The sequence below is a fragment of the [Scytonema hofmanni] UTEX 2349 genome (genome assembly GCF_000582685.1).
In the GTDB taxonomy this organism is placed as follows: Bacteria; Cyanobacteriota; Cyanobacteriia; order Cyanobacteriales; family Nostocaceae; genus Hassallia; species Hassallia hofmanni.
Map to the genome: position 1 here is coordinate 437,286 of NZ_KK073768.1, position 20,091 is coordinate 457,376.

General features: G+C 40.5%; 19 protein-coding genes. 7 read left to right on the forward strand and 12 right to left on the reverse strand.

What is annotated here, in order from left to right; all coding sequences use genetic code 11:
• Positions 1-16 precede the first annotated feature (16 nt).
• Positions 17-1,069, forward strand: coding sequence for a histidinol-phosphate transaminase (gene hisC, locus TOL9009_RS0107015; RefSeq protein ID WP_029632125.1), 1,053 nt, complete (start codon positions 17-19; stop codon positions 1,067-1,069).
• A 497-nt stretch (positions 1,070-1,566) separates the two neighbouring features.
• Here hisC and lipB read toward each other — a convergent pair whose 3' ends face one another.
• Complete coding sequence (gene lipB, locus TOL9009_RS0107020; protein WP_029632127.1) at positions 1,567-2,232, reverse strand: lipoyl(octanoyl) transferase LipB; 666 nt, start codon at positions 2,230-2,232, stop codon at positions 1,567-1,569.
• A gap of 335 nt (positions 2,233-2,567) precedes the next feature.
• Between lipB and hpf the strand changes: the two genes are divergently transcribed.
• Positions 2,568-3,221: a ribosome hibernation-promoting factor, HPF/YfiA family gene (hpf, locus tag TOL9009_RS0107025; protein WP_029632129.1), complete on the forward strand. Its 654-nt coding sequence runs from the start codon at positions 2,568-2,570 to the stop codon at positions 3,219-3,221.
• Positions 3,222-3,294: 73 nt separating this feature from the next.
• On the opposite strand, the gene TOL9009_RS0107030 is transcribed toward hpf, so the two are convergent.
• Positions 3,295-4,992 carry an aminotransferase class I/II-fold pyridoxal phosphate-dependent enzyme gene (locus TOL9009_RS0107030; protein WP_029632130.1) on the reverse strand — a complete coding sequence of 566 codons (1,698 nt, stop codon included), beginning with the start codon at positions 4,990-4,992 and terminating at the stop codon, positions 3,295-3,297.
• A 179-nt stretch (positions 4,993-5,171) separates the two neighbouring features.
• Between TOL9009_RS0107030 and TOL9009_RS0107035 the strand changes: the two genes are divergently transcribed.
• From TOL9009_RS0107035 to TOL9009_RS0107045, 3 genes are all read left to right on the forward strand, one after another.
• Entirely contained in the window at positions 5,172-5,357 is a 186-nt protein-coding gene (locus TOL9009_RS0107035) for a hypothetical protein (protein WP_029632131.1), read from the forward strand.
• A 69-nt stretch (positions 5,358-5,426) separates the two neighbouring features.
• Positions 5,427-6,518, forward strand: coding sequence for a redox-regulated ATPase YchF (ychF, locus tag TOL9009_RS0107040; RefSeq protein ID WP_029632132.1), 1,092 nt, complete (start codon positions 5,427-5,429; stop codon positions 6,516-6,518).
• Between the two features lie 167 nt (positions 6,519-6,685).
• Positions 6,686-7,006, forward strand: coding sequence for a hypothetical protein (locus TOL9009_RS0107045; RefSeq protein WP_029632133.1), 321 nt, complete (start codon positions 6,686-6,688; stop codon positions 7,004-7,006).
• A 79-nt stretch (positions 7,007-7,085) separates the two neighbouring features.
• Here the strand turns inward: TOL9009_RS0107045 and TOL9009_RS0107050 are convergent, their stop codons facing one another.
• The 3 genes from TOL9009_RS0107050 to TOL9009_RS0107060 form a co-directional block, all read right to left on the reverse strand.
• Positions 7,086-7,871: an MlaE family ABC transporter permease gene (locus TOL9009_RS0107050; RefSeq protein ID WP_398344920.1), complete on the reverse strand. Its 786-nt coding sequence runs from the start codon at positions 7,869-7,871 to the stop codon at positions 7,086-7,088.
• Between the two features lie 335 nt (positions 7,872-8,206).
• A complete protein-coding gene (locus tag TOL9009_RS0107055) occupies positions 8,207-9,001 on the reverse strand; it encodes a circadian clock KaiB family protein (protein ID WP_029632136.1) in 795 nt (264 codons plus the stop codon).
• A 215-nt stretch (positions 9,002-9,216) separates the two neighbouring features.
• Positions 9,217-10,533, reverse strand: a complete 1,317-nt coding sequence (locus TOL9009_RS0107060) for a type IV pilus twitching motility protein PilT (protein ID WP_029632137.1) — start codon at positions 10,531-10,533, stop codon at positions 9,217-9,219.
• Between the two features lie 756 nt (positions 10,534-11,289).
• On the opposite strand from TOL9009_RS0107060, the gene TOL9009_RS0107065 reads away from it, so the two are divergent.
• Positions 11,290-11,664, forward strand: coding sequence for a hypothetical protein (locus TOL9009_RS0107065; RefSeq protein WP_029632139.1), 375 nt, complete (start codon positions 11,290-11,292; stop codon positions 11,662-11,664).
• 72 nt (positions 11,665-11,736) lie between these two features.
• Here the strand turns inward: TOL9009_RS0107065 and TOL9009_RS0107070 are convergent, their stop codons facing one another.
• From TOL9009_RS0107070 to TOL9009_RS0107090, 4 genes are all read right to left on the reverse strand, one after another.
• Positions 11,737-12,339, reverse strand: a complete 603-nt coding sequence (locus tag TOL9009_RS0107070) for a hypothetical protein (RefSeq protein WP_029632141.1) — start codon at positions 12,337-12,339, stop codon at positions 11,737-11,739.
• A 43-nt stretch (positions 12,340-12,382) separates the two neighbouring features.
• A complete protein-coding gene (locus TOL9009_RS0107075; protein WP_029632143.1) occupies positions 12,383-12,952 on the reverse strand; it encodes a DUF3611 family protein in 570 nt (189 codons plus the stop codon).
• Between the two features lie 374 nt (positions 12,953-13,326).
• A complete protein-coding gene (locus TOL9009_RS0107085; RefSeq protein WP_029632147.1) occupies positions 13,327-14,316 on the reverse strand; it encodes a mechanosensitive ion channel family protein in 990 nt (329 codons plus the stop codon).
• Positions 14,317-14,392: 76 nt separating this feature from the next.
• A complete protein-coding gene (locus TOL9009_RS0107090) occupies positions 14,393-15,424 on the reverse strand; it encodes a DUF389 domain-containing protein (protein ID WP_029632149.1) in 1,032 nt (343 codons plus the stop codon).
• 121 nt (positions 15,425-15,545) lie between these two features.
• Here TOL9009_RS0107090 and TOL9009_RS0107095 point away from each other — a divergent pair, with 121 nt between their 5' ends.
• Positions 15,546-17,099, forward strand: coding sequence for a Na+/H+ antiporter (locus TOL9009_RS0107095; RefSeq protein ID WP_029632151.1), 1,554 nt, complete (start codon positions 15,546-15,548; stop codon positions 17,097-17,099).
• A 116-nt stretch (positions 17,100-17,215) separates the two neighbouring features.
• Here the strand turns inward: TOL9009_RS0107095 and TOL9009_RS0107100 are convergent, their stop codons facing one another.
• From TOL9009_RS0107100 to TOL9009_RS38435, 3 genes are all read right to left on the reverse strand, one after another.
• Positions 17,216-17,584 (reverse strand): clan AA aspartic protease, encoded by a 369-nt coding sequence (locus TOL9009_RS0107100; protein ID WP_029632152.1) that lies wholly within the window; start codon positions 17,582-17,584, stop codon positions 17,216-17,218.
• Positions 17,581-17,853, reverse strand: coding sequence for a hypothetical protein (locus tag TOL9009_RS0107105; protein WP_029632154.1), 273 nt, complete (start codon positions 17,851-17,853; stop codon positions 17,581-17,583). The genes TOL9009_RS0107100 and TOL9009_RS0107105 overlap by 4 nt, the downstream gene beginning before the upstream one ends.
• A gap of 224 nt (positions 17,854-18,077) precedes the next feature.
• Positions 18,078-19,856 carry a sensor histidine kinase gene (locus TOL9009_RS38435; protein ID WP_398344173.1) on the reverse strand — a complete coding sequence of 593 codons (1,779 nt, stop codon included), beginning with the start codon at positions 19,854-19,856 and terminating at the stop codon, positions 18,078-18,080.
• Positions 19,857-20,091: the final 235 nt, after the last annotated feature.

The following is a 20,091-nucleotide window of genomic DNA, read 5'->3' on the forward strand; positions in this document are numbered from 1 at the left end:
TTCTGTAAGAAGTCTAATGAACGAATACTTCCGTGCGAATATTGATGCAATGGCTGGCTATGTTCCTGGTGAACAGCCTCAACCTAATAGCCAAATCATCAAACTCAATAGCAATGAAAACCCTTATCCTCCCTCACCGTTGGTGTTGGAAGTGCTGCGTAATTTTGATGCGGAATGGTTGCGACGCTATCCAAATCCTTTTGCACAGGAGTTTAGAAGCGCAGTAAGTGAAGCTTTAAAAGTTCCTGCTGATTGGATTATTGTCGGAAATGGCAGTGATGAAGTGTTAAATTTGGTGATTCGCGCTTGTGCAGAACCAGGACGGAAAGTAGTTTATCCTACGCCCACTTACGTATTATATAGTACGCTGACACAGATGCAATCAGCGGAAATTGTCGAGATTCCGTACACTGAAGACTACCGCTTACCTTTAGCAGAACTAATCAGCGCTAATGGTTCTGTAACATTTATTGCTTCTCCTAACAGTCCTTCGGGACATGTGGTTTCAACTTCGGAACTGCGGAAATTAGCAAGTAGTTTATCTGGGGTTTTGGTGATTGACGAAGCTTATGTAGATTTTGCACAGGAGAATGCACTCTCTTTGGTGGAAGAATTTGAGAATGTCATCGCAATTCGCACACTTTCTAAAGGATACTCGCTAGCAGGATTGCGCTTGGGTTTTGCCATCGCAAATCCGCAGTTGCTGAGTGGATTGTATAAGGTGAAGGATAGCTATAATATTGATGCGATCGCCTGTAAAATTGGCGCAGCAGCCATGAGCGATCAAGCTTATAAAAATGCTTGTGCAGAAAAAGTGAAGCGATCGCGCACAAAGTTAGCAGCAGACTTGAGAGGGTTGAATTTTCAAGTATGGGATTCTCAAGCTAACTTTTTGCTGGTACAGCCAAAAGAAAAAAATGCCGAATATCTTTATCAAAGCTTGAAGTCAAAGGGAATTTTGGTACGTTATTTTCCCCAGCCTGGAATTAATGATAAATTACGGATTACTGTGGGTACTGATGAGCAAAATCAAGTTTTGGTAAAGACGTTGAATAATTTGATGAAGTAGGCGATCGCGCTCACTTGCACCACTAAACTGAGGATATAAAGCTATTCAACATAACAGTCCGCTGTGTTGATCTCAAAAATTTACCAAAAAAGGCAAAAGTAAAAAGTTAAAAGGCACTCATAAAGAAAAAGAAAAATGGTTAAAAGCCCCTAAATTTATTTATGGAACGAAGTAAAAACATTTGTTTCGAGACACGTAGTGCAAAAAAGAAGACGTTCATTACAAATCCCCTAAATTTATTTATGGGGATTATCTTTTTACTTTTTACTTTTTACAAGAAAGGCAGAAGTTCGAGGGCAGAAGGCACTTATGTTAGGAGTATCAATTAAAACTTACTTTGTGGGTTTAAAGCCCAGTTTAAACAAATAATTATACTCAAGATGGCTTGCAGCGAGGTATAAAACGTCCTTGTTTCAATCCCACTATGAGTAAGGGTGGGTTGCCTTCTGCCTTCTGCCTCCTGCCTTCTGCCTTCTGAATTTTTACTTCTTAATTGACTATGCTTCTATCAATTCCACATTAAATACTTCTGCAAAAGATTTTGCCACACAAGAGCGTATTTCTTGACAAGTTATATCAGGAATGAATTGAGCTAAACTGCCTACAGATTTATCAGCAATACCGCAAGGTACAATCCGCTCAAAGCCTGTCAGATCGGGACAAACGTTTAATGCAAAGCCGTGCATAGTAATCCAACGACTCACTTTAATGCCAATGGCGGCTACTTTGCGTCCTTCTAACCAAACACCAGTGAAACCGGGAATGCGATCGCCCTGTAATCCATAAACTGCCAGTACGCGAATTAATACGGATTCAAGTTGTCGCAAATACCAGTGCAAGTCTTTACAATAACGTTGCAGATTTAAAATTGGATACCCGACCAATTGACCGGGACAATGATAAGTAACTTCGCCGCCTCTTTCGATTCGATGCACATCGTAGGGGCTTTTGTCAATATCAAACTTGAGAAATTCTGTGGTGGCTCCCTGTCCTAAGGTGTAGACGGGTGGATGCTCCAGCAAGATTAACACGTCATCAAGATTTGGGTTTGATATGCGTTCATTTAAAAGCGATCGCTGCCACAGTAAAGCATCTGAGTATGGCATCAACGCTTGGTTATATACCAAACAACGGTTATATGGCTGAGGATTACTACGGATCATTGCCAAAATTAACTAATATAACAAATAAAAAGTGTTTAAAGGCACAATATAAAGTCAATAAATGTCAAGCTTTGCAAAGGATTTTAAAGGAAAGTCAAGGGTTTCCACTTTAGAAAATACAAAGTGCTAGCTTGAATATATAACCTCAATGGTGTTCGGAGGAATTCTCTGCAATAATCATCACGCCACGAAAAAAACGAACAAATGCACGATTGTGATAGAGTCGGCAAAAATCTGTTCAGAAAATATTCTGGTGTCAGTGATAAACCTTAGTCTCATTTCCTTGCAAACAAACCAAATACAATAAATATCAAACATTGAGCGGGAGATATCAAATGAAGCTTGTCATCCACGGCAAAAATATTGAAATCACCGATGGAATTCGGGAATATGTGCATCAAAAGATTGAAAAAGCAGCAAGTCATTTTCAAAACTTAACAAACGAAGTGGATGTTCACCTTAGTGTTGCTCGCAATCCCCGAATTAATACTAGACAATCGGCTGAAGTGACTATTTATGCAAATGGTAGCGTCATCCGTGCCGAGGAAAGCAGCGAAAATTTGTATGCCAGTATTGATTTAGTGGCAGATAAAATTGCCCGTCAACTGCGAAAATACAAAGAACGGCGTCAAGATCAGAAAACTAATGCTCAAATAACCATAGAAGGAGTAGTGCAACCAGAGGTAGTTACAGATTTAATAGGCGATCGCACTCCGGAATTACCCAACGAAGTTGTTCGTACTAAATATTTTTCCATGCTACCAATGACAGTTGCTGAAGCTTTAGAACAATTGCAACTGGTGGGACACGACTTTTATATGTTCCGCAATAGCGAAACCGACGAAATTAATGTAATTTACGAACGCAATCACGGTGGGTATGGTGTGATTCATCCCCGCAATAATAACGCACACACCAACGGTAAAAACGGTAAGGTAAATCATAACAATATTACCATGCCGGAAAAATCACACTCGCCTAAGTCGTAAAGACGTAGAGACGTTCCGGTGGAACGTCTCTACAAGGGTTTCGGGCAACGCATAATAAAACAGCAATCGATGTTCAATCCTTAACAACTTTGAGACTTTTTAAACTACTATCTGCACAACCACTAATCATCCCACCCATTGCTAAAATCTGTTGTAAGTAGGCGATCGCATTTGCGGTAATGATTTCTCCTGGCATCAAAACCGGAATTCCTGGGGGATAAGGGCAGACAATTTCCGCACAAATGCATTCCCTAGTTTCTTCTATGTGCCTTGTTTCACTTTCAGCAAAAAAAGCTTCTCTAGGAGACATATACACAGAATTATCCACACTAATGAAATCATCCCACACAAGCTTGGACAATCTCAAGTCTTGTTTATTTTTGTTAACTGACATCATCTGAGCAAGAGTCATAAAACCTTGCACCAATTGCTGAATATCCTCCGCACTGTTACCCAAACTGATAATAAAGGTGAGATGTTGCAATGATGCAAATTCTGCTGTAATGCCTAGTTGATCAAGAATTTCCTCAGCTTCAAAGCCAGTTAAACCTAAGCCAGAAACCGTAACAGTTAACCGCGTTTTATCTAAAGTGAACCTCTCCCCAACCCCTCCCCTACGAGGGGAGGGGCTAAGAATTCTACCCTTCCCTGTTTTAGTTTTATCTAAAATGAACCTCTCCCCAACCCCTCCCCTACGAGGGGAGGGGCTAAGAATTCCCCCCTTCCCTGTTTTATCTAAAATGAACCTCTCCCCAACCCCTCCCCTACGAGGGGAGGGGCTAAGAATTCCCCCCTTCCCTACAAGGGAAGGGGGGTTAGGGGGGGTTAGGTTTGTGGGGGAGATTTCCAAAACTGACAATCCGGGAATTTGGCTGATGTGGGTTCTAGCTTCATCTGCAAGTTCCAAAGTGCGAAACATTAACTCTTTGCCATGCAAAGCCATTTGCTGACGTGCTGCATCTAAGGAAGCAAGAAGTATATAACTAGGACTGGTAGATTGTACTAATTGCAAAGCTTTAGTTACACGGTTAATGTTTATCCTATCGCCTTGAACGTGCAACATTGATGCTTGAGTCATTGCCCCAAGTGTTTTATGAATCGATTGTACGCTTAAATCTGCACCTGCGGCTAAAGCTGCGATGGGTAGTTGGGGATGAAATGCGAAGTGTGCGCCGTGTGCTTCGTCTACCAGCAAAGGGATATTGTATTGATGGGTAATGCGAGCGATCGCCTCCACATCTGCACAAACGCCGTAATATGTGGGATAAACTATCATCACCGCTTTCGCATCGGGATGCTGTTCTAATGCTGCTTCCACAGATGCAGGGGTGATACTGTGAGCAATATCTAAAATTGGGTCATATTCAGGATTAACAAAAATTGGCATCGCACCAGAAAGAATTAAACCAGCGATCGCAGAAGAATGCACATTTCGCGGCAAAATAATTTTATCGCCCATGCCACAAGTCGCGAGAATTGCCGCCTCAATACCACACGTAGAGCCATTGACAAGAAACCATGTTTGTGCAGCACCAAAAGCTTCAGCCGCTAATTGTTGCGCTTGCTGAATCACTCCTTGGGGTGCAAATAAATTATCTAACTCTGATAACTCAGTTAAATCAGCGCGAAATACAGCTTCACCAAACAAATCAACTAAGCGTGGTGAAATTCCTTGTCCTCCCTTGTGTCCTGGCGTGTAAAAAGCCGCGTGAGGACGTGTTGTATTGGCTTTTAAGGTATCTAATAAAGGTGTTTGGTTTTGATCGAGCATTTTTGGGTATTGGGCATTGGGCATTGGGCATTGGGCATGGGGCATGGGGCATGGGGCATGGGGCATTGGTAATTTTAACTCCCCCTCTCCCCATTCCTTCGGTGTAGCCTTTAGGGAGATGTCAGCAGTATTGCTTGTCATCTAGGTTGGGAAAGTTGAATAATCTAATTAGACTTACCATGATTTATCCCACTGCTATATCTATACCCGAACCACAGATTCCCACCCCAGAAACGAATCCGCTACCTAGTCCCGCACCAACGATTCCCCAACCAATACCTGAGCCGATACCACAAACTGTACCTGCTCCGATTCCCCAGCCGGTTCCCAGTCCAATTCCTCAAACAATTCCTGAACCTGTTTAAAACTAATTCTTGGTAGTTTGTAAGATAGTGATTGGACTTTAATCCAAAATCCAAAATCTAAAATCCAAAATGCTAAGAGCCGGAATTGTTGGACTTCCCAACGTGGGAAAATCTACTTTGTTCAATGCCTTGGTGGAAAATGCCAAGGCTGAAGCTGCTAATTTCCCTTTTTGTACAAAAGACCCAAATGTGGGCATTGTTTCTGTGCCAGATGAACGTTTAAATGTTTTGGCAAAGATTTCTGTTGCTAAAAAGATTGTCCCGGCTCAGGTGGAATTTGTCGATATAGCCGGTTTAATTAAAGGTGCAAGTAAAGGTGAGGGAATGGGAAATCAATTTCTCTCCCACATTCGAGAAGTGGATGCGATCGTTCATGTAGTGCGCTGTTTTGAGAATGATGATATTATCCACGTTGCCGGTTCAGTAGATCCAGTGCGGGATATTGAAATCGTCAATTTAGAACTCGGTTTAGCTGATTTGTCACAAATTGAACGCCGTATTGAACGCACTCGCAAACTAGCGCGTACTAACAAAGAAGGACAGTTAGAATTAGCACTCTTAGAAAATATAGCTGCAACCTTAAATGAAGGCAAATCAGTCCGTCAACTTACTTTGACAGAAGAAGAAACCGAGATAATAAAAGGATTGGGATTACTCACAGGGAAACCGATTATATATGCTGCTAATGTCTCGGAAGATGACTTAGCAACAGGCAATGATTTTGTGGAGAAAGTCCGCCAAATTGCCAGCCAAGAAAATGCTCAAGTTGTGGTAGTTTCGGCTCAAGTTGAATCAGAATTAATTGACTTGCCAGAAGAAGATAAAGCTGATTTTCTCGCATCTTTAGGTGTAGAAGAAGGTGGCTTAAAATCTTTGATTCGTGCAACTTACGCGCTTTTGGGTTTAAGAACTTATTTCACATCTGGTGAAAAAGAAACCCGTGCTTGGACAATTCATGCTGGAATGTCTGCACCTCAAGCTGCTGGTGTAATTCACACTGATTTTGAGCGGGGATTTATTCGCGCTGAAACTGTTGCTTACAATGATTTGGTGACGACTGGTTCGATGACTGCGGCAAAAGAAAAAGGATTAGTTAGAAGTGAGGGTAAAGAGTATATTGTGCAAGAAGGAGATGTGATGTTATTCCGCTTTAATGTGTAGGAAGGTCGCTTTTATAAGAGGCTGCTTTTAGCATAGACAAGCGCGTGTTTTCTGTAAACTGACAACTAATATCTTAGATCATTCCTAATAAACGTAGGGTGGGCAATGCCCACCAACGCTTTTAAGAGAATTTGGTTTTTTTAATAAGCAATAAAAGGATAATAAAAATGCTCGAATGGGTATTTAGGGATTTTGTAAAAAAATTAGAGCGTTCTACAAAGAATGTTTCGCGAGATTTTGCCAAACAGAATAGTAAAGAGATAGGTTACTTATTTGATAAAAAAATCTATCCCTTAGCTAATAAGTTCGATTACATAGCTAAAGAACGTATTAAACAAGCAATAAAGGAAACAGAAAAACTCGAAACCAAGATTAAAGATGATATTGAATCTTTATTGAATAATGCTGATACTAAAATTAAAGATATTATTGAAAAAATCGATATAATTCGGAAATCAACTTACCTTTTTTGTATCTGTAGTTTTTAGCAGTTAAATAAAATAAGGTAGACATTCTCACTGTAGTTACTTAAAGTTTTCTGAGGATGACTTTTCAAAGAGCGATCGCCTAAAATATAGGTTTGTCAAATAGCAGCAAAGATAAAACAAAGTCAATTATAAAAATTGATACCCAAGTAGTCACAACTGCCGCTGTTGCTGATTCTCCTACTTGCTTTACTCCTCCTTTGGTAGTTAGTCCCCAACTACAACCGACGATAGCAACCATTGAACCGAAGAGAAATCCTTTCAGTACAATAATCACCAAATCTGACGGTTCTAAAAAACTTCTAACTGACTCTAAAAATGTTTCCGGCGCTATCTGGTAAAATTGTAAGGCGGCAAAAACTCCCCCACCTATGCCGGTAACTAAGGCAAAAATGGTTAATAACGGTACCATCAAGCAGCAAGCAATGACTCTGGGAAGAACTAAATAATCAATTGGATCGGTTCTCAGCATATAAAGTGCATCAATTTGCTCTGTGACTCGCATTGCACCAATTTCTGCCGCAAAAGCAGAACCGACTTGTCCGGCAACTATACAACCTGTCAAAATGGGAGCTAATTCTCGGCAAAAGGCTAAAGCAAAAGCACCACCAACAGCATTTTCCGCACCAAATTGGACTAATTCTCTTGCCGTCTGAATGGTAAAAATCATCCCGGCAAAACCACTCACTAGCAAAACTGGAAACATAGAACCAGGTCCTACTTTGACCATATGTTCCATAATATGACGGTTGTGCATTTTTCCTTGGAGTAAATGCAGCCAAACTTGACCAAAAAGCAGCATAGCAGCTCCAAAGCGTACAATCCACGATCGCTCTAATGGTTCTTTTGGTCGCAATTTCACTATTATCCCATCCTACTTTCTCGCCTTGCGTGCAGCCGGAGCGTATCTGTTGATTTGTGTAAATATCCAAAACCAACTTTTTCCATCTGAAACACTAACTACTTATGATTCTAGGAAAGTGTCGCATCCGAAAGCATTTAAGTTCCAGCTAACTGACTGAGTAAGTAGACTGGAGGGGTTTGTGCAGCTCAAGTGACGGTTAGTTTTGAGATATTCTAGCTCTCCATTTTATCAAGCGATCGTTTGCCCAATATAATTTTCTCCTTCTGGAAGTCCCTAAAACGTTGAAGCGATCGCACTCAATGAGAAGGAAGTCGTAAGACGTTCCACATGCTTCGTCTCTACAATGTGCCTTTTTTAGTTTCTAACATTTGCAAGATTTTTTCCACATTATCCAGATTACCAACCATTCGCCGAATTGGGTGGGGCCAAACTTTAACTAAAGTGGGAGTTGCTGAAACCTGATCGAGTTCTGCTTGTTCAGGATTTGTCAAAACATCGACAACTTTTAAAGTGTAAGGATATTTAAGCGATCGCTCTAACAATTCGTGTAAATTTTGAAGAATGCGTTCAGTGTTGGCACTATGTCCGGCAACAAATAAGCGAAGAACAAAGCCTTGAGTTTTCGGTTCGGTTTTTTGGATTGCGGCGATCGGTATTGGAGATACTTTAGCTTCAGAGAACTCTAAACGCACAATTAAATCATGGTCTTGCCAAAGTTGCTCAAATGAAGATCGATAACTAGATAGTACCATGCGATCGCACAATCCCTCTTGCCACGGAGAGGAATGCCAAACTAAATCCCCCGTGCCAAAAACAGCATTTAGCACAGCCTGATGTCGCATTACTAACGGATAAGCTTCGGCAAAAGTTCGCACTTGCTGAGTGCGCGGATCTAACCAATGGTCAATAGTTGCCGTATAGCAAGGCACTAAAAAATGAGGCGGTTCTGGTAAGTCTAAAATTTCTTGTAAAAAAGCGCACAAATGCAAATGCCATCGACCTTTTTTGGCAGGGTCGATGCAATAAATTAAATCTCCTCCAGGTGTAAATAGCGCAATGCCCTTAAACAACTGGGGTAAAAGTGGTTTATCTGGATTCAAGGGATTGGGGATTGGGGGATGGGGATTGGGCATCGGGCATCGGGCATCGGGCATCGGGCATCCGGCATCAGTAATAATTCTTTTTCCAGTCCCTAGTCCCTAGTACCGCAAGGCGGAAGTCAAAAGTCAAAAGTCAAAAGTAATATGGAGTAAGCTTTTTAACGATTGAGAATGGGTGGTTTATTTACGCCGTGCTGTACTAGTCCCTAGTCCCTAGTCCCTAGTCCCTAGTCCCTAGTCCCTAGCCCCTATACTCGACCTCGGAGAAACTGTGCCATTTCGTTAGGAGTTGGTGACATCTCCAAAGCTGTTTCTTCAGTAATGCGACCTTCTTGATAAAGGTTGAGCAGAGACTGATTCATTGTAATCATGCCGTCAAAACCAGCTTGTTTCATCAACTCGCCAATTTCATCATATTTACCGTCTTTTATCCATTCTTTAACAGCGTCCGTATTAATTAGGATATCGTGGAAAGCAGCACGCTTGCCATCAGTCGTGCGACACAAACCTTGAGCAATGACTGTCACCAAAGACTCAGCAAGCGCTACCCGCATCGCATCCTGTTCTCCAGCAGAGAAAAGATTAAGAATCCGCTCAATGGTTTTCACAGCGCTGTTGGTGTGGAGGGTTCCCATAACCAAGTGACCTGTTTGAGCGGCTTTCAGGGCAGTGTTCACCGTTTCTTTATCCCGCATTTCCCCGACCAGAATCAAATCTGGGTCTTCCCGCAAAGCTGCTTTTAAAGCGTTGTCAAATTTTCGGGTATGCATTCCTACTTCCCGTTGTTTAACCAACGATTTTTGGCTTTTGTGGACAAATTCTATTGGATCTTCGATGGTGATGATGTGTTTAGCCATCTCCCTATTAATGTAATCAACCATCGCCGCCATTGTAGTGGATTTACCAGAACCAGTGGGACCCGTCACCAAAATCAAACCTTTATGGTAATGGCAAAGATCGCGAAAAACTGTAGGCAAGTTCAGTTGTTCCATAGTCAGGATCTTCAGCGGAATTAACCGCATCACCATCGCATAGCCTTTGAGAGAGTCAAAGATATTAATCCGCACGCGGGCAAAGTCGTACTGAGTTGCTCCATCAAATTCGAGATTTTCTTCAAACTGCTTCATTTCGGCTTCTGTCAGCACCTCCCGCACCCAACTGACAAAAGTCTCTTTATCCGTTTCTGGATATTCTGTTTGCATCATTTCTCCTCGGCTGCGGAAGCGAGGCACTTCACCGACACCCAAATGAATATCAGAAAAACCTTTATCGAAAGCTTCTTTTATCAACTGGGATAAAGTCATTCCCGGACTGCTTTTTTTTTGAACTGCACCGGGCATTGGGGGTGGAGTACCCGGACGATGAGAGGCAACAGGTGCAGAACTTGGTGGGGGAGGTGGTGCAGCATTCATCGCGGCACGGTTGGCAGTCTTTTCTGGTGTCATGTCCAGGGTTTGGGTAGCTTGACGCTGGGTGCTTAAGCTTGCTGGTGGTGGTGGGGGCAGTGGTGGGATATTACGGGCTGCGATCGGTGTCGAATTTGCTGGATGCTGTGATTCTGTCATATATCTTCAAATTAATTTGCGTTTTGTTTCATAGGTGGAATTAGCGGCTAGTTTTGGTTCTAAAAATCGGCTTTTAATGAAGCAGGCGTGCAATTAAAGCGCGATCGCGGAGCGATCGCACCGCAGCCTACTTACTCACTTGGTAATGGGATAAGGCAAATAAATGTCTATCACCAGTTCTCTCTTTTCTGCCTTCACTTGTATCCGTTTTTTATTACTTCGACTACCTATCAGTTCAAAAAAAATTATTATTCCTGATATAGACTGGTTTAACACATCAACAGGAGAGAGTCTTTCAGCATATACACATACAAAAGGTTGTATTTAATATAGCTAATACTTAAATGTAAATATACTCATCTAAAGATGAGAAACTTGTGTTAAGCATTTATACACCTAGCTAGCAAATAACAGCGAAAACAAATGCAGATAAATTGTTCAGCCTAATAAGAGCGATTATGAGAGTCAGCCTTGTTTTTGATAAGTTATGTTAAGCCAAAATTATCTGTAGCGCTGGTAACGAATTCTATAACTAATACATTTTGGCTTCTACTCCTTAAGGCAGATACTAAGGAGGAATAGTCAAGAAAATGCTTATCAGGACATTTATCCATGATCCCCAAAGCTTAACTGTAAAGTTTATTAACTAAATGCTCATTTACCCGATTGGGTTTTATATACTAAAGTTCATTGAGATATCGAATTTGCTTTAAACAAGCAAAAAAAATTTTTCAGACTTTCTTGGGAGGAAAATTCATGGTTGCAGTTCAAAGCTCTAATTTAAGCAAAACTCAGTCTTTGTTGATGATCAAAAGCTTTTTAATCTGGTCTTTCACTTTGGCAGTATGCTTGCTGGTTGTTGGCTTTCCTTTAGTTGTCTTGATGGCTACGGTCGGATGTTTATTGTCGATTGTCTTACAATCTGTGATGCCTGTTAGTGCTGTTTTGTTAGTTGCTGGTGGTTTGATTTTGTTTAATGTAATGGCTATTGTTTTCGCTGCTGGGATGTTAACTCTCAAGGGTGTTCATCCAAGTCAAGTCAGCTGGTTAAGCTGGCTACATGGAGAGGCAGATGAAACACAAACGACCGTCTACGCTGCTTGTCCTTTAACTTGTGATGTCGAAGTTTAATTATCACTACCATATTCGACAAACAGTGCATCTGCCCGGTCTTGCCGGGTTTTTTCATGTTTACTTTTCTACCTAATAATGTGCAACAAAACTGACCAAAATACCAAGAACTTGCTCAACTGGAGGAAGATTGTATTCTAAAAGTCCAATAGTTACCGTATTAGATTCCAGCTTGAGAAACTTCCATCTGTCCCCGGTAGTAACTGTACCAAAAATAATCGGAACCGACTGATTATTTTGTTCATTAAAACGCTGTGCTGCAATCATTTCTGCAACGCACTGACCTAACCCTCCATTCAAATCTTCTTTTTTTGCTTCCACCACAACTACCGCAGGTGCATTAATAAACAACTGTTCGGGAGAACGACTGATCAAAAAATCGCAAACACCATTTAGCCCTACTGATTGGTCTACAGAAAAATCATTTCCAGAAAATAAACTAATTTTCTGTGGAAAAATATCTTTAAGTTCCAACAAAATAGGACATATAAGCATTTCTGACCTAGCTTTTTCAGTATTTAACGCTAGAGCTAGAGGTAAATATTTCTGCAAAAATTCTGCCAAAAAAGGACTTGGTTGTTGTAATTCGATAGATGTTAAAAAAGTTGTTTCTTCAACGATTGTTAAATTAAAATCTTGTTTGACACGTCGTAACGTAAAATCGCTATAGGACATTTGTTTACCTTAGCTTTACAAGAGCGATCATCATGCGCCAATTTTAATCTTCTACCCAATATAGTAGACCCAAAGAAGTAACGGCACCAAAAAAGTGAGCGCCAATCATGTTGACGTTTGCGAGCATAACAAAAATGTCTAGTGAACGAATCAGATTTTCCGGTCGATAAACCGCGACTCCTTGAGGTTGAGCCAATGTTTTTCCTAATATAACTGCAACCGTCGCTTCCGATGCAACAAAAGATATTAATAGCCCGATTAAACTAATAATTAGTCCCAGACGTAAAGCTTTAATTACGTCTTCCTTCTTGAGATGGATTTGAGAATTTGATGTTTGTATAAGTTTAGCCAAATGCCTGTAACGTAAAGCCCAATATACACGGAAGCACAGCAACAAAATACCAACAGTACCTAAAAAGACACCGAACCCAATAGCTGTATTGTTCGTTTGTATAGTGACGTTACGGCTAAACCAAGCAAATAACAAAGCAATGCCAGAAACACCACCTAGCGTCAACTGTACCCAGAAGCTAATGCGACTTACTAAACGAAAAGTAGTGAGGAATTGCTGTTTGCTTGGCGGATGTGACAATGATTCTAGATTATCTAACATATGCACCTCCAGGTAATATTTATGTGCTTATACCAATTATTTGTGAAGACGCATAGAAAGAACCCCACCCTAACCCTCCCCGCAAGCTCTTAGGGAACCGGATTTTCCCCTCCACGAAGCATTATGACTGTACATGACAAAACCATTGGCAAAACGCAAGCTCTTAGGGAACCGGATTTTCCCCTCCACGAAGAGCGGGTAGGGACTTCGCGGGGTGGGGTCAAATTCTATGCAGCTTCACAAATAATTGGTATTACAGAAAATTTTAACTTGATTGGAATTGATATATATTACAAATTTAAATATATTAAGAAGCCATTACTATTGATATAAACCAATAGTTAGAGTGGAGTGCATCCCAAAACTTGCTCAACTTAAGGTTTTTCAGACTTGCCATTTCCTTGCGTTTGTAACTCAGCCAACAACCTAAGCGAATCGCTGATGCGACGCGATTTTGGTACTTCACCTTTACCTGCGGACCAACCTTCACGCTGACGCGATCTGTTGCCATCTGTCTCTTCTGTTTGGTCGTGAAACAAAATTTGTTGCGTTGGGAAGGGTAAATCAATGCCATTTTCTGTGAGCTTTTTCTTGATTGCAGATAGCACGCGATCGCGTGAGGTAAGATCGTCTACACGACGTGGCGGATTAATCCACCAACGTGCGCGGATATTAACAGTACTTTGTGCTAAATCCATCACCAGCACATCGGGAGCGGGGTCTTTCAAAACTTCATTTACGCTATGCATTGCCTCCATAATTAACTGCTTTGCTCTGTCTATATCATCGCCGTAGCCAATACCAACATCGTATTCCAATCGGCGATTATCAAAAGCAGTATTTACGGTTATGGAATTGGTGAACAACTCAGAATTAGGAATGACAATCCGACGACCATCGTAAGTTTTAATAGTTGTAGCGCGTGTCTCAATATTTTCGACTGTTCCCTCAAAGTTTTTAAACACAATTTGGTCATCAATTTGAAAGGGTTCGGTGAGCAGAATTAAAATACCTGCTAAGAAATTTTGCAAAATATCGCGGAAGGCAAAACCAATTGCCACACCGCTAATTCCTAATAATTGGATTAAATCGCCTGCTTTGAATGTGGGAATTACTATTGACAAAGCTACAAATAAACCGACCAAAATTGTTGTACCTTGTGCCAATCTTCCCAATACCATTCCTAAATTTCGGGCTTGACGACGGTTACGGGTCAAGCGTTTAACGACTTTCTTAATTGTTCTCGCAACGTAAAAGAAGATAGCAAAGACGATTAACGCTAGCACAATATTAGGCAATAGGACAATCAAGCCGTTAATCATTCCTTGAATTGTGTCCCAAACTGCGTATATCTCTGCATTCATGTTAATTGCTTAATTACCAACACCGATGATAATAATAAAAAGTGAGAAAATTTGACTCTATCTGAAGGAGCGTTAATCAATTAGCTTTTGTTGAATTCTTCCAAGGCATATTAGAGATAGTTGGATCTCCTATGACTTCTTCAACTTGGCTGACTTCAAATATTAGCTTAAAAGGTTGCTCCATCTCTTTTGCCAAAAAAGCTTCTAACAACCTCACCTGCTTGGGGGTAATAGGTTCTTTTGCCCGCACGCTTAATCTAACTTGTGGAGGATTAGTTAGCCAGTTAGTATCGCTTTTAACTAAGTTCAAGCGTTGGAAGGTCACGGTTCGGTTTAGCAGAACCTTTCTGAGACTGCTTTCCAACCGTGCTTGTGTGACTAACTGGCTAAAACTGACGCTCAAAGGAATCAGTAAAGCACCTGTTAAAGTCAGTGCCCAAATTAACGGGGTTCGTGCGGTTTTCATGGGAGAATAGCCGATCGCTAGAAATGTCAGCATACAGGCTAAAGTAATGCCTAAGAGGTTGGTAAGGTAAAGTAGAGTTGCTCCCTGACTAAGTGCCCAGTTTGCTTGGGACAATCCTAAACCGATGACACAAACTGGCGGCATTAAAGCAACTGCGATCGCAGTTCCTGCTAAACTAGTAGAAATTTTGAGTTGCACCTTCGCATAACCACTAATGCCACCAGCTACCACCGCTATACCTAAATCTAGCAAAGTCGGTTTAGATCGGGATAGCACTTCACTACCAAAGTCAGAAATGCCGACGAGCGAACCCAGAGTATAAGCGATCGCAACTGCTAGCAATGTTCCTATGACTAACGCAATTAAACCGAGACGAAACAACCTAACATTACCTGCCAACGCTCCAAAGGCTAAACCCCGAATTGGCAGCATCAAAGGTGCAATAATCATTGCACCGATGATGACAGCAGCGCTGTTGGTGAGTAACCCAAATGTAGCGATCGCACAAGAACTAACAATTAAAATCAGATAAGTTGTGTTCGGGGTAGATTCTTCTAATAAGTCTGTTTTTAACTGCTCTACCTGGGTTGGTTCTAAGCTACGTTGCCTAAAGTTTCGGAAGCGATGGCGAATATCAAGCATTGCACTTTCCTAAAATTTTTACTTTAGCTTTAATCTTTTAATCACAATATCGTCCCAAGGGATGTTTTATATAACAATAATTTGATTAAAATTAACGCATAAGTTTAACGAGAATTTTAACATGGCGATTGAATCAGCAATTGGAGAAGCTGCAATTGAAGAAAATCTCAAGCAATTTCTTCTGGTACTTTCAGTTTCTCTGAGTGTGGCAACCTTACCACAAATATTTAGCTGGTTTCGTCATATTCCCTACACTTTACTGTTAGTAATTGTGGGGTTAATGCTGGCACTGGTAGATGTCAGATTAGTGTACCTTTCCCCTGGCTTAATTTTGTCGATTTTTCTACCTCCCTTGTTGTTTGAAGCTGCTTGGAACTTAAAATGGGCAGACTTAAAGCGGGATTTAGTGCCAATTTGTTTGTATGCGGTAATTGGGGTGGTAATTTCCATTGCCGGAGTTGCCTTTGGTTTAAATCAATTTGCCGGAATTTCTCTCTTCACTGCTTTGCTAATTGGAGCTTGCCTTTCTGCCACCGATCCGGTTTCAGTCACAGCGTTATTTCGGGAATTGGGAGTAGAAAAACGACTCACAACTTTAATGGAGGGGGAAAGTTTATTTAATGATGGCATGGCAGTTGTTGCCTTTGGTTTTTTAGTCGCGCTGTCGTTGGGAACCGCTGAATGGGGATTCCAAACAATTTTGGTACAGTTTTTTACAGTTGTGGGCATCGGTGTAGCGGTGGGAGCTTTAATTGGGTTTGGCATCTCCTACCTAACTCAGCGTTTCGATTTGCCCTTGGTGGAGCAGTCATTAACCTTGGTTTCCGCTTACGCTACTTACCTCATAACTGAGGATTTAGGCGGTTCTGGAGTGATTGGAGTCGTTACTTGTGGTTTAATTCTGGGTAACTTTGGCTCTCGCATTGGTATGAACCCGCGTACACGAGTGATTGTCACGGAATTTTGGGAATTTTTGGCATTTTTTGTCAATTCGATTGTATTTTTGTTGATTGGGGATCAGATACAGTTTGCGATTTTGAGAGAAAACTTAGGTGCGATCGCCATCACAGTTGCAGCGATGATTATGACACGAGCGATCGCTATCTATGCACTAAGCTTTGTCAGCAATCGTCTCGTTAATTCGGAAATTACCACATCAAAGCAAACCGTGCTTTGGTGGGGTGGATTGCGTGGTGCTGTTTCCATTGCCTTGGCTTTGAGCGTGTCAACTAGTTTACCAAATCGCGAAGCATTGATTGCTACAGTCTTTGGCGGAGTATTGTTTACGCTGCTCGTACAAGGATTGACCATTCAACCTTTGTTAAAAAAGTTGCAATTGCTCGGAGATGGACCTCTGCGGCAGCAATATTTAGAGATAATTGCCCGTCAAACTGCCCTCAATCGAGTACTGCAACACTTAGAAAAACTTGAGCAGCGTCCTGGGATTGAACCAGAGTTTTGCGACTACCAGAAAGCGCTGATTAAAGGAGAGCTTGAGCGTCTGCAAACAGAAATCGAGAAATTACAAGATGAATATCCGAATATACGGGACTTTACACTTGAGCAGTTGCGCTCAGAACTTCTGGCTATTGAAGCAGATACTTATGCTGAATTTGTCCGCTCAGGTCGATTGAATCGGGAACTTGCACCCTCTTTGCAACAGTTTATCGATTGACACTGTTTACGGGAGTACAACAATATTTCCATTCTTTGGGCGATCGCATAAAAAACTTTACCCCTGATGAGTGAAAAGACTGAGGTGAGTGCGATCAATATTACTGTTATTTAGAGTCACAAAATGTCATCGATCAGAACTGAGCCACCCTCACAAAAATCTATACTGAGGTGATAATCTTCAAGCAGGGCGGTTCCGACCAATGGACGACGACCCATAGCCAGAACTGCAATGTTGCGCTCTACCCCCCTCCATACAATGGTCGCTAAATAAGCATTGGCTACGATATCAGTATTGTCAGCGAGATTGGCATTGATTTCGCTAAGATATGGCAAGCCAAGTTCAGCAATCACAGAGGGTGGTAAAGTTAAGTATCCTTCAAAACCAGTATCAACAACACATTCAAGCTCTGCATCTGAGTGTCCTGGAAGACGAAGAATAACGCCAATTCGTGCCTGAAGTCCAACTACAGTCCCATGTATCATTTTGCAGTTCTAACCAAAGTACCACCAATCGCATAGACAGCATTAAAGCCAATTCTTTCTGTCCAAATTGCTGCACCAGGATGTTTGGCTTGCAATCGAAGACTTGTAACGACTAAATCATCTGCAATTTCATACTCGCCTGTTTCGATATCAATTGAAACAATTTTGCCGATGTTGTCTGGTGTTTCGACTTGAGGACGGATACGATTCTCATAAATAAGCTTGCCGCGTTGAGCAATCTCTTGGCTACTGATGTCAGGATGGAGCATGTAGCACTTTCCATATAAACTGCCAGTTCTTCGATCTTATCCCATGATGCAATCAGATGGGTGGAACTGTTTAATACACTGTACCCAGCTTGGAAGCGATATTATTGCGATCGCATAAAAAACTTCATCCCCAGTCTCCTAACCCGCCAAGAGTCAATAGTTTTTTACCATACATATTATTTATGGGCAAGGCGCGTAAATCAATAAAATACACTCTGCAACATTTATTTACAACGTGTTCCCTGAATGCGTGTATCCTGAACCCCTATTCTGCATTCTTCAATTTTTACAGGAATCTTAATTGTAAATTCTGAACCTTGTCCTGGCTGAGAATTGCAAATAATTTGTCCGCAATGTTTTTCCACCACAATTTGATGACTAATAGATAAACCTAAACCTGTACCTTTCCCTATAGGTTTTGTGGTAAAAAATGGGTCAAATAATTTAGAACGTACTTCTTCTGTCATCCCCACACCATTATCAGCAATATTTATGGCTACCCATTCTTCATCTATTACTTGGGTACAAATTGAAATCTGAGGTCTTTGCAATTTACTTTCTGCGTCAATTCGCAATTCCAATGCATCAATTGCATTAGTGAGAATATTCATAAATACTTGGTTCAATTGACCTGGATAGCATTCTATCAGTGGTAAATTGCCATATTTTTTAACAACTTTAATTTCGGGGTACTTGTTTTTTATTGTCTTAAATTGGTGCTGTAAAATCATTAATGTACTATCAATTCCTGAATGAATATCTGCTTGTTTTAATTCTGATTCATCAAGACGAGAAAAATTTCGTAATGAAAGTACAATTTCTCTAATTCGCTCAGTTCCCACTTTCATAGACTTGAATATTTTATTCATATCTGAGGTGATGAAATCAAGTTCAATTTCTTCTATTAGTTGTTCAATCGCTCCTGGAGTATTTGGATAATTAATTTGATACAGTTGTAATAAGTTTAATAATTTCTGAGTATAATCTTCGGCAAAATTGATATTACCATGAAGAAAATTTACAGGATTATTAATTTCATGAGCAATTCCTGCTATCATATGACCCAAACTTGACATTTTTTCATTTTGAATTAGTTGAACTTGAGTTTTTTTTAACTTATCTAAGGTTTGATGAAGATTAGCGATCGCTTCTTCAAGTCTATCTGACTGAATGATAGTAGATTGTTCGGAAACATCCAATAACTGATTTAATGTGGCATTTTTAGAATTAAGGTATCGTAAAGATTTATTTTGATGATTGTCAATAATTTCTGTGTTTATAATTGATTTCAAATCGTCTTTAAAAATACAGCCATCATCAAAGGGGAGAATTGCCATTTTCACATTTAATGCTAAAGGACGAAATAAATTAATTACCATTGGAGAAATCGCAACCTTCAAAAACATCAAGATGGTAAACATATTTCCTGAAGGCAATAACCCCCCAAACCCTAAGACCGATTTGACATTAAACGGAACTACAAATGATGCTTGTGAAGGAATATAAGGACTATTTAATGCATCAGGAACGTAAAAGACGTTATACATTTTTTGTTCTAAGTCAGCTAATAAATTAGGGTCTGGTTGCACGACAATACCCGGATTTAAACCTAATTGCTGCATAAGTTGAGACATCATTGGTATACGTGCGATCGCATCTTCATTTGCCAGGGGAATTGCTTTATGTCCCACAGATTGATGTCGTGAATTCCATTCGGGCAGTTCTCCCGCAGTTGCCATTAGTGTCAAACATTTGAGGTTATCGGCTAAAATGCGATCGCTTAATATTCCACTCGCATATTCTTGTAAATTTGGTGTTAATTCACTATAAGAATGGGTTTTGAAAAAACGAATTAATGCACAAGCTTTTTCACCAGAGTAGCTCTCAACAAAATTTTGATAAAGATATTCAATTATATTATTACTGACTTCTTCCATACTCAGAGCATTATCACCCAAGCCACGCAGTGCTAATCCACACTCTGACATATCTCTTAAAGTCATTTTTTGTATGTAATACATCTAATCTTGTCTATTTTTTGAATGTAATATAATTCAATTGTAACTTAGGTATATAATGTTACCTATGTTTAATGTAAGACAAACCATAAAATTTCTTTGATGATATGTTAATGTATTAACTTTTTTATAAGTGAAAGTACTTAAAAAATACGTTTAAAAATATTTAACACACGCAATCCGTGGAGGAGTTTTCAAGAAGGCAGAAGGCATTCGTGCT